12 protein-coding genes are annotated in these 14734 nt (G+C 71.8%); 6 read left to right on the top strand and 6 right to left on the bottom strand.

The genetic code is table 11. From position 1 onward, the window contains the following. Positions 1–110 precede the first annotated feature (110 nt). Positions 111–1025: a malate dehydrogenase gene (gene mdh / locus ACFQMF_RS10920; protein ID WP_256410198.1), complete on the bottom strand. Its 915-nt coding sequence runs from the start codon at positions 1023–1025 to the stop codon at positions 111–113. Between the two features lie 151 nt (positions 1026–1176). Between mdh and ACFQMF_RS10925 the strand changes: the two genes are divergently transcribed. The 3 genes from ACFQMF_RS10925 to ACFQMF_RS10935 all read left to right on the top strand — a co-directional run bounded on the left by ACFQMF_RS10925 (position 1177) and on the right by ACFQMF_RS10935 (position 5165). Continuing rightward, positions 1177–1770 (top strand): DUF7474 family protein, encoded by a 594-nt coding sequence (locus ACFQMF_RS10925; RefSeq protein ID WP_256410197.1) that lies wholly within the window; start codon positions 1177–1179, stop codon positions 1768–1770. Between the two features lie 72 nt (positions 1771–1842). Continuing rightward, positions 1843–3240, top strand: coding sequence for an MFS transporter (locus ACFQMF_RS10930; RefSeq protein ID WP_256410196.1), 1398 nt, complete (start codon positions 1843–1845; stop codon positions 3238–3240). Positions 3241–3314: 74 nt separating this feature from the next. Then, entirely contained in the window at positions 3315–5165 is a 1851-nt protein-coding gene (locus ACFQMF_RS10935; RefSeq protein ID WP_256410195.1) for a histidine kinase N-terminal 7TM domain-containing protein, read from the top strand. Here the strand turns inward: ACFQMF_RS10935 and ACFQMF_RS10940 are convergent, their stop codons facing one another. The 5 genes from ACFQMF_RS10940 to ACFQMF_RS10960 form a co-directional block, all read right to left on the bottom strand. Continuing rightward, positions 5166–5804 (bottom strand): hypothetical protein, encoded by a 639-nt coding sequence (locus ACFQMF_RS10940; protein ID WP_256410202.1) that lies wholly within the window; start codon positions 5802–5804, stop codon positions 5166–5168. A 109-nt stretch (positions 5805–5913) separates the two neighbouring features. Further along, the gene (locus ACFQMF_RS10945; protein ID WP_256410194.1) at positions 5914–6657 is read right to left on the bottom strand and encodes a DNA polymerase sliding clamp; all 744 of its coding nucleotides are present in this window, start codon (positions 6655–6657) and stop codon (positions 5914–5916) included. Positions 6658–6800: 143 nt separating this feature from the next. Beyond that, positions 6801–8180, bottom strand: coding sequence for a phosphoglucomutase/phosphomannomutase family protein (locus ACFQMF_RS10950; RefSeq protein ID WP_256410193.1), 1380 nt, complete (start codon positions 8178–8180; stop codon positions 6801–6803). 481 nt (positions 8181–8661) lie between these two features. Beyond that, a complete protein-coding gene (gene hisA, locus ACFQMF_RS10955) occupies positions 8662–9405 on the bottom strand; it encodes a 1-(5-phosphoribosyl)-5-[(5-phosphoribosylamino)methylideneamino]imidazole-4-carboxamide isomerase (protein ID WP_256410192.1) in 744 nt (247 codons plus the stop codon). 50 nt (positions 9406–9455) lie between these two features. Beyond that, positions 9456–10277 (bottom strand): DUF6517 family protein, encoded by an 822-nt coding sequence (locus ACFQMF_RS10960; protein ID WP_256410191.1) that lies wholly within the window; start codon positions 10275–10277, stop codon positions 9456–9458. Between the two features lie 143 nt (positions 10278–10420). On the opposite strand from ACFQMF_RS10960, the gene ACFQMF_RS10965 reads away from it, so the two are divergent. The 3 genes from ACFQMF_RS10965 to ACFQMF_RS10975 are packed head-to-tail and all read left to right on the top strand — an operon-like array spanning position 10421 to position 14667. Beyond that, positions 10421–11707 (top strand): thiamine ABC transporter substrate-binding protein, encoded by a 1287-nt coding sequence (locus ACFQMF_RS10965; RefSeq protein ID WP_256410190.1) that lies wholly within the window; start codon positions 10421–10423, stop codon positions 11705–11707. 10 nt (positions 11708–11717) lie between these two features. Continuing rightward, entirely contained in the window at positions 11718–13532 is a 1815-nt protein-coding gene (locus ACFQMF_RS10970) for an ABC transporter permease (RefSeq protein WP_256410189.1), read from the top strand. Next, positions 13522–14667, top strand: coding sequence for an ABC transporter ATP-binding protein (locus ACFQMF_RS10975; RefSeq protein WP_256410188.1), 1146 nt, complete (start codon positions 13522–13524; stop codon positions 14665–14667). Before ACFQMF_RS10970 ends, ACFQMF_RS10975 begins: the two co-directional genes overlap by 11 nt. Positions 14668–14734: the final 67 nt, after the last annotated feature.

A 14734-nucleotide genomic window follows, 5' to 3' on the forward strand; every position in this document is an offset into this window, starting at 1 on the left:
TAACATCAAACGCCTCGTCAAACAGTGAATTCCAACGCCTTACAGCGATTCAACACGGCCGTTAAAAACGAAATCGGGAGTGTAACTTCGACCGCCGCGTCCGGCGCGCCTCAGGCGATCTTCTCGTACTGCTCGGAGAGCTTCTCGGCGGCCTCGTCGAGCAGGTCGGCCTCGTACTCGTCGAGGTCCCACTCGACGACCTCCTCGACGCCGTCGGACCCGAGCTTCGCGGGCACGCCGAGCGCGGTGTCCTCGTAGCCGTACTCGCCGTCGAGCACGACCGAGCAGGGGAGCACCTCGCCGGTGTCGTTCAGGATCGCCTCGACGGTGTGCGCGACGCCGGTGGCGGGCCCCCACTGCGTGGCGCCCTTGCGGCTGATCACGTCCATCGCCGACTCCTGGAGGTCCGCGAGGATCTCCTCTCTCTCGTCGGCGTCGAAGCCGGGGTCGCGGCCGTTCACGCGCACCTTCGAGAAGACGGGCGCCTGCGCGTCGCCGTGCTCGCCGAGGATCGTCGCCTCGACGTTCTTCACGGGCGCGTCGAAGCGCTCGGAGAGGACGTAGCGGAAGCGCGCGGAGTCGAGCCGGCCGCCGAAACCGACCACCTTGTGGCGGTCGCGGTCGCCCGCCTCGTACAGGTGGCGGTTGAGGAGATCTACAGGGTTCGAGGTGGTGACGGTGACGAAGTCGTCGTTGTGCTCGGCCAGCGACGAGCCGATGTCCTCCATGATGGGCGCGTTGTCGCCGGCGAGGTCGATCCGGGTCTGCCCCTCCTTCCGCGGGATGCCGGCCGTGACCACGACGACGTCCGAGCCGGCGGTGTCCTCGTACTCGCCCTGCCGGACGGTCGTGTTCGAGTCGTAGGCGATCCCGTGGTTCGTGTCGGCCGCCTGGCCGATCGTCGTCTCGCGCTGGTCCGGAATGTCGACGAAGACGAGCTCGTCGACCACGTCGCGCAGCGCGAGGTTGTACCCCGCCGCCGCCCCGACGGTCCCCGCCGCACCGATGACGCTGACTTTTGTCATACCGTCTGAAACCGCGGCCGGCCGGCGAGTAAACGTTTCGGAACGGCATGATTGACCGTGCCGATTCCGGGCGTCTCCGGACTCGGCCGGCGATCCGCGCCGGGCGGCCGTCGCGAAAACCCTAACTCGGGGCGCGACCCACTCCCACCCAGTGCCGACGTTCCGCTACCCGTGCCCCGGCTGTCGGACGACCAACAGCCTCCACGACGCCGACTGCGACTTCGAGGGCGTGAGCTGGCCGACCATCGAGAAGGCGTACACGGACCTGCTGACCGTCCTCACCGCCGAGCCCGACGGGATGGCCGAGTCCACGCTCCGCGAGGCGGTCCACGGCGAGTGGGGCGGGCTCCACAAGGCCGCGCTCGACGCCTTGGAGCGCGAACAGCGCGTCGTCGAGGAGGGCGATCGCCTCCGGCTGCTCACCGCCGCGGAGTTCAAGGAGCTCGTCTCGGAGCCGACCCGCGACCCCATGCGCACCGTCTACGAGCACGGCTCCGTCCCCGGCTGTCACGACAACGCCGTCTTCGCGATGGTCGCGTGGTACGAGATGGTCGGGCTCTCGTGGCCCGAGACCCGCGAGAACGTCGTCGAGTGGCTCCGCGAGTCCGGCGCGTGGGACCGCGGCGGCTTCGAGGAGTCGACGCCCGAGGAGCTCGTCGACGCCAAGCGCCACGTGTACGACGAGGGGTACGGCTGGAAGGAGAAGGGCCAGGCCGCGAAGCGCGTCATCGAGCGGCATTTATAACTCTGAGTCGCCGCCGGCCGCGGCGACGTACCGCGGCCGCCCGCTTAAGTTTCCGCGCGGCGTCTCGCAACCGTGACACACCCGGAGGCCGGCGCGGCGGCGAGCGGGAACGAGGTCGGTACGCTCGTCGCCGACCCCGACCCCGACGGCGACGAGGGGCAGCGACCCCCCGCCGTCGCCAACCCCCGGCGCGCGCTCGCAGTCGTGATCGGCGTCGTGTTCATCGACCTCGTCGGCTTCGGGATCGTGATCCCGATCCTCCCCTTCTACGTCCGGTCGTTCGGCGTCAGCGACGCCTTCATCGGGCTGCTCGCGGCGTCGTACTCGCTCGCGCAGTTCCTCGCCGCGCCCACGCTCGGTCGGCTCTCGGACCGGATCGGGCGCCGACCCGTCCTGCTCGCGTCGCTCGCGACCGCCGGCGTCGCGTGGGTGACGTTCGGCTACGCCGGGGCGGCGGGGGCGCGCTTCGGCCCCGTCGCGGCGCTGGCGACGCTGTTCGCCTCCCGGACGCTCGCCGGGGCGATGGGCGGGAACATCGCCGCCGCGCAGGCGTACGTCGCGGACATCACGCCCCGGGACCGGCGGGCGGGCGCCCTCGGGCTCGTCGGCGCGTCGTTCGCGCTCGGCTTCGTCTTCGGCCCGGCGATCGGCGGGCTGCTCGCCGCCGATCCGGTGGTCGCCCGCGCCGACGCCCTCCTGCCCGCGTTCGTCCCGGCGACGGCGTACTCGCTGCCGAGCTTCGCGGCGGCGGGGATGAGCCTCCTCGCGGTCGGCGTCGGGTTCGCCTTCCTCGAAGAGCCGAAGCGGACCCGCCCCGCGAGCGAGACCGCCCGCCGCACGACCGCGATCGGGCAGTTCCGCGACGCCCTCGCGTCGGTGACGCTCCGGCCGCTGACGGTCGCGTACTTCGTCGTCGCCGTCGCGTTCGCGGGCGTGCAGGTGATGTTCATCCCGTTCGTCGCGGACGCGTTCGGCTACGACGCGACGGCCGCGGCGCTCCTGCTCACCTACGTCGGCGTCCTCGGCGCGGTGAATCAGGGCGTCCTCGTCGGGCGGCTCTCGCGGGTCGTCCCGTCGCGGACGCTCGTCGCGGCCGGGTCGGTCGTGCTCGGCGTCGCGCTCGTCGCGATCCCCGCGACCGGCCTCGTCGATCGGGTTGCCGGGGACGTCGCTCTCGGCGGCCCGGGGTGGCTCACGCTCCCGCTCGCGGCGCTGCTCCTCGCGCTCGCGGCGCTCTCGCTCGGGAACGCCCTCGTGAACGTCTCGCTGGCGACGCTCGTCTCCGCGTCGGCCGGCGACGCGGAACAGGGGGCCGCCTTCGGAGTGACCCAGGGCGCGTCGAGCCTCGGTCGGACCGTGGGGCCGCCCCTGATGGCCGTCCTCTACACGGTCGCCGTCGCGTCCCCGTTCCTCGTCGGCGCGCTCCTCCTCGTCCCCGTCGCCGCGGCGTTCGGACGGCGGACCGGGTGACCGGGTCGGGGCCGAGGGGGCCCGACCGCCGGCGCGCGACAGTTTTACCCCCGGCGTCGCCGTCGTACCCACGCATGGTCCTCGACCCCGTCCCCGCGTGGCCCGCCGTCGGCTCGCTCGCCGGCGGGGCGGGGGCGCTCGGGCTCGCGTGGGCGATCCGCGAGCATCGGGGGCGCCCCGGCGTCGACTGGTTCCTCGGCGTGTTCGCCGCGCAGGCGACGTGGTGCTGTTCGTACGGGGTCGGGCTGCTCGTCGCGGACCCGACGCTCCGGGCCGCGCTGGAGGCGGGGATGTGGCTCGGCGTGATATGGACCGGGATCGCCTTCCTCGGCTTCGCGCTGGAGTACACCGGCCGGAGCGACGTGGTCCGGAGCCGCCTGTTCGCGGCGGTCGTCGGCTTCGGGCTCCTCTCGACCGCGCTGCTCGCCACGAACCCGCTCCACGGGGCGTTCTGGACCGGCTTCGAGAGCGACCCCGCGTTCGGCGTCGCGACCGTCTCGTACGCGTTCGGCCCCTGGGCGTACCTCGTCGTCGCCGTCGAGACCGTGCTCGTCGCCAGCGCCGTCTTCCTCCTCGTCGACACCCTGCTCAGCTACGGCCCGCTGTACCGCCGGGAGAGCGCCGCGGTCGCGCTGAGCTCGCTGCCGCCGGGGTTCGCCCTGGTCGCGTGGGCGCTGGAGCTCGGACCGGTCCCGCAGCTCCAGCTCGCCCCCCTGCTGTTCGTCCCGCACGTGCTCATGGACGCCTACGCGTTCAACCGCGCGGAGATGTTCGACCGCAATCCGACGACCAGCCGCGCCGCGGAGCGCACCGCCATCGACGACCTCGCCGACCCCATCGTCGCGCTCGCGCTCGACGGGCGGGTCGTCCGGCTCAACCCCGCGGCCGAGGCGCTGCTCGGCGTCGACGCCGAGACCGCCCGCGACCGCCCGCTCGACGCGTTCCTCGATCTCCCGATCGGCGTGAACGAGGGGGACGGCGCGAGCGGCGACAGCGAGACGGACGGGAGCGACGAGGCGGAACAGGGCGGGAGGACGGGAGGAGCCGACGCCGGCGCCCGCGAGACGGTCGCGGTCGACGCCGGGTCCGGCGCGGGACGGCGCACGTACGCGGTGTCGACCTCGCCGCTGACCGACCCCAGCGGGACCCGCGTCGGCTACACGGTGGTCCTCTCCGACGTGACGGAGCGGGAGCGCCGCCGCCAGCAGCTGGAGGTGTTGAACCGCGTGCTCCGGCACAACCTGCGGAACGACGCCGGCGTCGTCCACGGCTACGGCGAGCTCCTCGCCGACCGCCTGGAGGACCCGGAGTTGGCCCGGATGGCCGACGCGATCGAGCGACGGGCGGGCGCGCTGGCCGCGCTCGGCGAGAAGGCGGGCACCGTGGAGGCGCTCCTCACCGACGGCGAGGCGGACGCGGTCGCCGTCGACGAGCTCGTCGAGAACGCCGTCGCCGACGCGCGCGACCGCGAGCCCGACGCGACCGTCGAACTGGAGGTCGAGCGGGACGCGGAGGCGGCGGACGGCGGGACCGCTCGGGACTGGGTCACCCGCGTCAGGGCGGACGCGCTCCGCGCGGTCGTGGACAACACCGTCGAGAACGCCCTGGTTCACCACGACGGCGAGGGCGTCGAGCGCGACGACGGCGGGCGGTGGGTCCGGGTGACGCTCGAACGAGAGGGCGGAGGCGAGGGCGACGAGGGGCCCGATCGATTCGTCCTCACCGTCGGCGACGACGGCCCCGGGATCCCCGACCACGAGATCGAGACCGTCGAGTCCGGGCGCGAGACGGCGCTCGAACACGGCTCCGGGCTCGGGCTGTGGGTCGTCGCGTGGGGCGCGGCGGCGGTCGGCGCCGACGTCGACTACGCCCATCGGGAGCCGCGAGGGACGAAGGTGACGGTGTCGATTCCGGTCGTGGACTGATTAGAAGGCACGCGCCTCGCCGTACGCCTGTGCCTTCAGGCGATCGTAGCGCTCTCGCGAGTCAAGTACCCACTTGTACTCGAAACCGGGCGGCGGATTGCCTATCCAGTTGAGGAAAGAACGGGTCTCTTCGACGCCGAAGCGGATCGTTTCGCGGCTGTACGTCGGTGAGAGACCAACCTCCTCGAATAGATTTAAAAGAAAATCCTGACGATCGTCTCGGTGTCGTATCCGTATCGCGGATCTAGGCTCGCCGTACTTTTGAACATCAAGATATCCGTCACAGACGTACCACATCTTCGCGATCCGTGGCGTTAGCGATAGATTCTCTGGGAACCGCTTCTCGCCGGACCGGTACCATCGACGAAGAGACCGCATGAACGGGTGAGATCGCGATATGACGGTGTACATATCATGGTAGTTCTCGGCCTTGGCGTTCGGACTGAACCCCGATTCACGGTTATTACGTGCTAGTTCCGCTGCCGTCTTTTTTAGGACGACACCAGTACTCAATATCCCCATTTCGTGGTCGAACCACTCCAAAAATTGCTTGTTAACCATCGGGAGACGAAACAGACCGTGAGACCCGTCGTTCGTCTTTGGGACGGATCCATCACCCACGAAACAGCCAATAAGCATCTCGCGAAGGTATGTGGGGATTTCAGGGTAAGTACAGCTTCCGCGTGCCCAGTGACTACCGACCCGCTTGAACGATTTGCCGCATTCTGGGCACGTCTCCCTAGGCAATTTAGTCGCTCTGAATGCGGGGGGCTAGCATATACGTTGCGTGTCCGAGCCCCTCCGCGAACCCGTAGTGGAGCTTGACCGGGAACTCCTCGCCGAGCTCGATGGTGACCTCGGCGTCGCCGGGGATCGCCTTGTTCATGTCCTTCAGGTAGTCGAGGCTGAACAGCGAGTCGGCGGGGCCGGCGGTGAGTGCGATGAGGTCCTCGCGGGTGAGCTCGAGGTCGACGTCGTCGGTGTCGCCCTCGGCCTCGATGAAGAACGCCTCGTCGGCCTCGTCGACGCGCAGGCGGATGTGGTCGGAGACCATGTCGGCGGCCTTGATCCCGCGGTCGATCTGGGCGCCCTCGACGACGATCTCGGCGGCCAGGTCGAGGTCCGGGATGTCCGGCTCCTGGCGGATGGAGTCGGGGTCGATGAGCGCGAGGGTGTACGAGAGGCCGTCGATCTCGATGTGGAGCTTGCGGGTCTCCTCGTCGAGTTCGAGGTGGATCAGGTCGCCGGAGTTGGCCATCCCGGCGATGTCCTCCAGGCGGGCGAGGTTGACGCCGATGACGCCGCCGTCGGCCTCGTACGACTCGAACGCGGCGGCTTCGAGGGTCAGGTCGACCATGCCCACGTTGGCGGGGTCGACGGCGCGGATCGAGAGCTCCTCCTCGTTCAGGCGGATCTTACACTCGTCGACCAGCACGCTCACCGAATCGAGCGCGTCCTGAAACGTCGACGCGCCCACGATGGCCTTGAACATATACGTTCGGCTAGGGCGGTATCACCTAAAAAGGCACCCGATCCGACCGGCACGGAAACGCTCAAACCGACCGGATGAGGCGGCCGACGACGACCGCGAGCGTCGCACGGGGCGTCGCCGTCGACCGCCGCGGACGTCGGCGATCAGATCAGCGGCTCGACGGTCTCGCGACCCTCGGCGAGCAGGTCGTCGACCGCCGCCTCGGAGTCGGCCTCGGCGTACACCCGCAGCTTCGGCTCGGTTCCGGAGGGGCGCACGAGCAGCCACGAGCCGTTCTCCAAGAGGAGCTTGAACCCGTCGAGCGTGACGACCTTCGCGACGGGGGAGCCGTTCACCGACTCGGGGATGTGGTCTTCGAGCTCGTCGAGGACGCCTTCTTTCCGGTCGTCGGGGCAGTCGAGCGACACCTTCCCGGCCGCGATGCGGCCGTGCTCGTCGAGCAGGCGGTCCACGCGCTCGTCGAACGGCTCCGCGGCGTGGGTGCCCGCGGCGAGCAGCGACATCAACACGCCGTCCTTCTCCCTGACGTGGCCGCGGAGGGTGAACCCGCCGGACTCCTCGCCGCCGAACAGCGCGTCGTGCTCGCCCATCGCCTCGGCGACCCACTTGAACCCGACCGGGGTCTCGTACACCGCCTCGCCGTGCGCCTCGGCGATGCGGTCGACGAGGAACGTCGTCGAGACGGTCCGGACCGCGGGCCCGGAGTCGCCCTCCAGCAGGCGGTCGTAGCAGGCGGCGTAGAAGAGGTTCGCGTCGAGCACGCCGCGCTCGGGCGTGACGACCGCGATCCGGTCGGCGTCGCCGTCGTTGGCGATCCCGAGGTCGACGTCGCTCTCGGGGTCGGTGACGCGCTCTGCCAGTTCTTCGAGGTGCTCGGCCGACGGCTCCGGGGAGTCGCCGCCGAACGTCACGTCGCGCTCGCAGCGCAGGCGGACGACCTCGGCCCCCGCGGATTCGAGGAGGGCGTCGGTGACGCCGCGCCCGCTCCCGTGCATCGCGTCGTACGCGACCGTGAGCCCGTCGAGGTCGGCGCCGACGAGGTCACGGGCCGCGTCGGCGTGGGCGCTCACGAGGTCGACCCGCGAGACGTCGCCGCGCTCGGCCTCGGGGAGGAGGTCGGGCTCGGCGAGCCGGTCCACGATGTCCTCGGTGACGTCGGGGAGCGCGGGCGCGCCGTCGTGCGGGATGAACTTCACGCCGTTGTACTCGGGCGGGTTGTGCGAGGCCGTGACCATGCAGGCGCCGGCGAGCCCGCGGTCGACGATGGCGTACGCGATCACGGGCGTCGGCGCGTCGCGCTCGGGGAGGATGACGTCGAAGCCGTTGCCGGCGAGCACCTCGGCGAGGCTCTCGGCGAACCCCTCCGACGTCTCGCGGGCGTCGTAGCCGACCGCGACCGGCTCGTCGCGGCCCGCCGCGTCGAGGTGGTCGGCGACCGCCTGTCCCACGATCCGCACGCGCTCGTCGGTGAAGGTATCGAGCGTCGCCCGCCAGCCGTCCGTGCCGAAGGAAATCTGCTCCATGTGGCCCACGTCGGCGGCCGGGACAATAATGCCCGGTGCCGTTCGCGAACCTTGCGGCGGCGAGTCGGCCACGGGAAGGTGATATTCGTGCGATCGGCGCGAGCAGCACGCGCGAGGGACGCCGCGAACGCCCGACAGGGCGTGAGCGGCGAGGCTGGGGAGGTTTGAGGTGCGGTACGGTCGCGGGGGTGGGACTCAAAGGGGCAGCCGCGAGGACGAAGGCGCGGGACGTAAGGACCGCAAGGAGCGAGCACCGCGAGCGACTGAGGACCGCAGCGACCGCACCGAGTCCTCGCGGCTGGGGCTTTGGTGGTGTTCACCGGCGGTCCACTGTCGATCATGTATCGCCGAGCGGCTGGGGCTTTGGTGGTGTTCACCGGCGGTCCACTGTCGATCATGTATCGCCGAGCGGCTGGGGCTTTGGCGGTATTCACCGCACCGGCGATCTATAGCCGAACACCGCCGACGCCCGCGCCGAGACCTACCGCTCGTCCGCCGCTTCTTGGGCCTCTCGCAGCGTGAACGCGCCCTCGTACAGCGCGGTCCCCACGACGACCGCGGCCGCGCCGGCCTCTCTCAGCGCGACCACGTCGTCGACGGTCGCCACGCCGCCGGAGGCGACCACGGGGATATCGACGGCGTCCGCGACGCTCGCGACCGCCTCGCGGTCGATCCCCGCCAGTTGCCCCTCGACGTCGACGTTCGTGAACAGGATGGCCCCCGCGCCCAGTTCCTCGTACCGGACCGCCGCCTCGGCGGGGTCCAACCCGGTCCCCTCGGTCCACCCGCTGACGACGACCTCGCCGCCCTTCGCGTCGAGGCTGACGACGACGCTCTCGGGGTGCGTCTCATCGATCTCGGCGACGATCTCGGGCGTCTCGACCGCCGCGGTGCCCAGGATGACGCGGTCGAGTCCCAGGTCGAGGAGGTCGCGCGCGCCTTCGGCGGTGCGGATGCCGCCGCCGAGCTGGAGGCCGACGCCGTCCCCGCCGACCGCCTCGACCACCGCCTCGATCGCGTCGGCGTTGACGCGCTCGCCCTCGAAGGCGCCGTCGAGGTCGACGAGGTGGAGCGTCTCCGCGCCCGCCTCGATCCAGCGCTCGGCGGCCGCGACCGGGTCGCCGTACCGCTTGCCCGTCCCGCGCTCGCCGCCGACGAGCTGGACGACCTCGCCGTCCTGGACGTCGACCGCCGGGATCACCTCGAACTCGGGGAAGCCGCTCATACGCGCCGAGAGTCGCGGGCGCGGATTAAACGGGTCGGTTCCGAGGAGCGCTACGTCACCGAGACGATCAGCGCCGAGACCTCCTCGTCAAACGCGGCCGGGTCGGTCGCCAGCGCGTCCGCCGCCGCCGCGCCGGCCGTCGATTCGACGACGGTCTCGCCGTCGATCGAGCCGGGGAGAGCGTCGCCGATGACGGCCGTGATCGCCTCGGACGGGAACGCTCCGCCGGCCACGAGGGCGTCGGTGCCGTCGTGCCAGACGGCGAGCCGCGCCCTGACGCCCGTCGCCTCGTCCACCGCGGTCGTCGAGCCGTCGGGGAGGGCGACCTCGCCGTCGAGCGCGAACTCGCCCTCGAAGCGCCACGCGGTCGCGGTGTGGCCGCCCGTCACCGTCGTGACCCCCTCGTCGACCTCCCGGAGGTCTTCGATCCCGGCGTTCCGGAGCCGCGCGCGGAACGCGTCGACCGCGGCCGTCTCGACCGCCGACATCACCCGGTCGCGGCCGACCCCGCCCGGCAGCCCGTCGATCGCGGGCCGGAGGTCGAGACGGGTCGCGAAGAAGACGACCGGCGAGCCGCTCGCGTCGAGCGCCTCGGCGAGGGCCTCGGCGACGGAGGCGTCCTCGTAGATCAGCGTGTGTTCGAGCGCGCGCACCGTCACCGGCCCGTACGCCCGCTCGAAGACCGTGCTCTCCGACTCGTCGAGGAGCCGCCAGCCGTCGTCGATCCGGTCGCTCGTCACGGTCGGTTCCGGCACCGGACCGTCGCGGGCCCCGAGACAGCCGGCAAGGCCGACGGCCGCGGCGCTCGCGCCCGCGGCGAGGAGTCGACGACGTCCGGTGCCGGTCGCGTCTCCGGTCGACGAGTCGTTCATACCTCGCCGGACGAGTCGCCCCCGTAAGTGGGTGTTGCCGCGGCTATCGAGAACGATACCGCCGAATTCCATCGCCGCCGTCGCCGTCCCCGCGTCGTCACCGACACGGATCGCTTTTAACCACCGGGTGTAACTACTCGGTAATGCCAGACGACACGGACGCGGCCGTCGACGCGGACCCGGGCGACCGGCGAGCGCGGCGGGGCGCCGACCGCTCGACCCGCCGCCGGTTCCTCGCGCTCGGCGGCGCGGCGGGCGCCGTCGCGCTCGCCGGCTGTAGCGCGGAGCGAACCGGCGACGGCGGGGACGGCGGCGCCGGGGACGGCTCCGACGGCTCGAACGAGTCCGACGGCTCGGACGGCGGAGACGACGGAGAGACGCCCACGCTGACGGTCGCGACGTACACCAGCTTCATCGACGCGCCCTCGGTGAGCCCGGGCGAGTGGCTCAAAGCGGAGTTCGAGTCGCGCGTCGACGCCGAGCTTGAGTGGGCGACGCCCGACAACGAGCTGAACTACTACGTCGAGCGCGCCGCTTCCGGCGTCTCCGTCGACGCCGACCTCTACGTCGGGCTGACGACCGAGGACCTCGTGCGCGTCGACGACCGGCTCGACGGCGACCTGTTCGCCGAGCGGGGCGAGGTGGGAGGGTTCGACGACGTCCGCGACGGGCTCCTGTTCGACCCGTTCGACCGGGCGGTCCCCTTCGACACCGGCTACGTGAGCCTCGTCTACGACGGCACGGCGACCGAGGCGCCGGAGACGTTCGAGGGGCTGCTCGCAGACGAGCACGCGGGGGCGCTCATCGCGCAGAACCCGGGCGGATCGACGACCGGACGCTCGTTCCTGCTCCACACGATCCACCGGTTCGGCGACGGCGGCGTCGCGAGCGACGGGGACGGCGGAGGCGGTTACGGGGACGGCGGCGAGGAGGCGGTCGAGGGCGGCGACGGCGACCCCGACTACGACTACCTCGACTACTGGGCGGACCTCCAGGCGAACGACGTGCGGGTGCTCGGGGACTGGGACGAGGCGTACACCGCCTGGAGCAACGGCGAGGCGCCGATGGTCGTCTCCTACTCGACGGACCAGGTGTTCGCGGACATGGAGGGCGCGAACCTGGAGGAACACCAGATCCGCTTCCTGAACGACCAGGCGTACGCGAACCCGGAGGGGATGGCCGTCTTCGCCGAGGCCGACGAGCCCGAGCTCGCCCGCGAGTTCATGTCGTTCATGCTGGAGCCGGCAGTGCAGGGAGAGATCGCCCAGCGCAACGTCGCCTTCCCCGCGACCGACACCGCGACGCTCCCCGACGACTACGCCGAGCTCGCGAAGGAGCCGGCCGAACCGGTGACGTTCACGTACGACGAGCTCCGAGGCTCGGTCAGTGAGTGGATCGACGCCTGGGAGCGGCAGTACGCCGGGAACTGAGGGCGACCGCGTGACGGACCGCCGCGGCGACCCCGACCCGAGCCGCCGCGCGCGCTCGCTCCGCGACCGGCTCGAAGGGAACCTGCTGACCGCGCTCGCGGTCGTCACGAGCCTCACGCTCGTCGTCGCCTTCTACTACCCGGTCGGCACGGTCCTGATCGAGGCGGTCGTCGTCGACGGCGCGGCCACGCTCTCGGTGTTCGCCGCGCTGCTGCGCGACCCCTTCTACTTCGGGGAGCTCGCCCGGCTGTTCGCGGGCGAGTCGCCGCTCGCGGTCGCGCGCGCCCTGCTCTCGCCGGACCGGCGGCTCGGGATCGTCGGCTTCACGGCGTACCAGGCCGGGCTGTCGATGGTCGCCAGCGTCGCGCTGGGGCTCCCGGCGGCCTACCTCCTCGCGCGCTTCGAGTTCCGCGGCCGGCGGACGCTGCGGTCGCTGACGATCGTCCCGTTCGTCCTCCCGTCGATCATGATCGCGGTCGGCTTCGTCGCCACCTTCGGCGCGAACGGGACCCTGAACGCCGTCCTCTCGGCGCTCGGGCTCCCGCCCGTCGAGCTGCTGTTCACGCTGGAGGCGGTCGTGATCGCCCACGCCTTCTACAACGCGCCGCTCGTCGCCCGGGTGACGACGGCGGCGTGGGAGTCGGTCGACGCGCGCGCGGTCGAGACCGCCCGGAGCCTCGGCGCGGGGCCGATCCGGGCGTTCTTCGACGTGGTCGCGCCGCAGGTGTCCCCCGCCGTCCTGACGGGCGCGGCCCTGACGTTCGTCTTCACCTTCGGCACCTTCCCCATCGTGCTCGCGCTCGGCGGGTTCGAATTGGCGACGGTCGAGGTGTTCGTCTACCGGCTCGTCCGCGATCTGAACTACGCCGAGGCGGCCGCGCTGGCGATCGTCGAGCTCGCGATCTCGCTGGGGGTACTGCTCGCGTACCTGCGCTACGAGGCGCGCAACACGGTCAGCGCCCGCGGCGCTCGGCCGCTCCCGCGGAAGTCCCTCCGGCCCGCGGCTCCGACCCCCCGGGAGGTCCTCCCGCGCGTCGGCCTCGCCGCCTACGCCGTCGCCGTGGCGGTCCTCTTCCTCGCGCCGATCGCCTCGATGGTCCTCGCCAGCGTCACGGGCGGCGACGGCGCGCTGACGCTGGAGCACTACCGCTTCCTCGTGGAGCGCCAGCGGACGGGCGCGGCGTTCCAGGTGCGGCCGTGGCCCGCGGTCCGGAACTCGCTGACGTTCGCGAGCGCCGCGACCCTCCTGGCCCTCCCGATGGGGGTCGTCGTCGCGGTGCTGACGACCCGGCGGTACCGCGGGCGGAAGCTGGTCGACGCGGCCGCGATGGCGCCGCTCGCCGTCTCCGGGATCGTCGTCGGCCTCGGGCTTCTCCGCGGGCTGGTCTTCGGCGTCGAGATCGCGGGCTGGCGGGTCGCCGCGACCGGCGCCGTCGCGATCGTCGTCGCGCACGCGGTCGCGGGCTACCCGTTCGTCGTCCGGACGGTCGCGCCCGGGCTGGAGGGGCTCGACCGGTCGCTGATCGAGTCGGCGCGGGCGCTCGGCGCGTCGCGGGCGCGGGTGATCCGCGACGTGGAGCTCCCCCTCGTGTGGCCGGGCGTCGTCGCGGGCGCGGCGTTCGCGTTCGCCATCTCGATCGGCGAGTTCACCGCGACGGTGGTGCTCGCGACCGGCGCCGACGCGTACACGATGCCGGTCGCGATCGAACGGTTCATCGGGCGGCGACTCGGACCGGCGACCGCGATGGGCGTCGTCCTCCTCGTCGTCACCGGGCTCAGCTTCGTCGTCATCGACCGGCTCGGGGGTGAGACGCGTGGGCTCTGATCCGCGGCGTCCCGCCGGCGGCGGCCGCGAGTCGCCCGGCTCCGACGCCCCGCCCGCCGTCGAGCTCGACGGCGTCACCAAGCGCTACGGGGACACCGCCGCCGTCGACGACGTGAGCCTCCGGGTGCGCGAGGGCGAGTTCTTCACGCTCGTCGGCCCCTCGGGCTGCGGAAAGACGACGACGCTCCGGCTGATCGCGGGGTTCGAGGATCCCTCTTCCGGCGCCGTCCGGTTCGGCGGCGAGTCGGTCGCGGGCGTGCCGCCCGAGGACCGCGACGTGGGCGTCGTCTTCCAGAACTACGCGCTGTTCCCGCACATGACCGTGGGCGAGAACGTCGGCTACGGGCTCAACTTCGCCGACCCGCCCGAGGGGGTCACCCGCGACGAGCGCGTCGCGGAGCTGCTCGAACTGGTCGACCTCCCCGACGCCGCCGACCGCGAGCCCGAGAGCCTCTCCGGCGGCCAGCGGCAGCGCGTCGCGATGGCCCGCGCGCTCGCGCCCGGTCCCGACCTCCTCCTCCTCGACGAGCCGATGAGCGCGCTCGACGCGCGGCTCCGCGAACGGCTCCGCGTGCAGGTCCGGACGATCCAGTCCGAACTGGGGATCACGACCGTCTACGTCACCCACGACCAGGAAGAGGCGCTGGCGATCTCCGATCGCGTCGCGGTGATGCGCGGCGGGACGCCCGAGCAGGTCGCGCCTCCGCGGACCGTCTACCGGGAGCCCGCCACCCGGTTCGTGGCCGAGTTCGTCGGCGACAACAACGTCTTCGCGGGGCGGGTGGCCGACGTCGAGGTGAGAGACGCGACGGGCGACGAGACCGCCCGCACCGCCGCCGTCGACGCCGGCGGCGAGACGCTCCGCGTCGCGGTCGGCGGGGAAGACGAAACCGACGTCGCCGTCGGCGACCGCCTCACCTTCTGCGTCCGCCCGGAGTACCTCCGGATCGACGGCGGCGAGAGTCGGATCCGGGCGACCGTCGCGAGCGCGGAGTTCCTCGGCGAGACGACGCGGGTGACCCTCGACTGGGGCGGGCGCGACCTCGTGGTCCGGACGCGTGACCCCCTCTCCGGGGAGATCGTCGTCGGCTTCGACCCCGAGGACGCGCACGTTATCAGCGTCGACGGGACGTGACGAGCGGTTATTGATAACTGAACGACGCGGTCGGCGCGTGCCTCCGAGTGGTCGCCGAAGGCGGCCA

The sequence above is a fragment of the Halorubrum rutilum genome, from assembly GCF_042665015.1.
Lineage (GTDB): Archaea > Halobacteriota > Halobacteria > Halobacteriales > Haloferacaceae > Halorubrum > Halorubrum rutilum.

Coding starts and splice junctions, on each gene's coding strand:
- mdh (WP_256410198.1), bottom strand. CDS start 1,025: ATGACAAAAGTCAGCGTCATCGGTGCGGCGGGGACCGTCGGGGCGGCG.
- ACFQMF_RS10935 (WP_256410195.1), top strand. CDS start 3,315: ATGGTCCTCGACCCCGTCCCCGCGTGGCCCGCCGTCGGCTCGCTCGCC.
- ACFQMF_RS10940 (WP_256410202.1), bottom strand. CDS start 5,804: ATGCTTATTGGCTGTTTCGTGGGTGATGGATCCGTCCCAAAGACGAAC.
- ACFQMF_RS10945 (WP_256410194.1), bottom strand. CDS start 6,657: ATGTTCAAGGCCATCGTGGGCGCGTCGACGTTTCAGGACGCGCTCGAT.
- ACFQMF_RS10950 (WP_256410193.1), bottom strand. CDS start 8,180: ATGGAGCAGATTTCCTTCGGCACGGACGGCTGGCGGGCGACGCTCGAT.
- hisA (WP_256410192.1), bottom strand. CDS start 9,405: ATGAGCGGCTTCCCCGAGTTCGAGGTGATCCCGGCGGTCGACGTCCAG.
- ACFQMF_RS10960 (WP_256410191.1), bottom strand. CDS start 10,277: ATGAACGACTCGTCGACCGGAGACGCGACCGGCACCGGACGTCGTCGA.
- ACFQMF_RS10965 (WP_256410190.1), top strand. CDS start 10,421: ATGCCAGACGACACGGACGCGGCCGTCGACGCGGACCCGGGCGACCGG.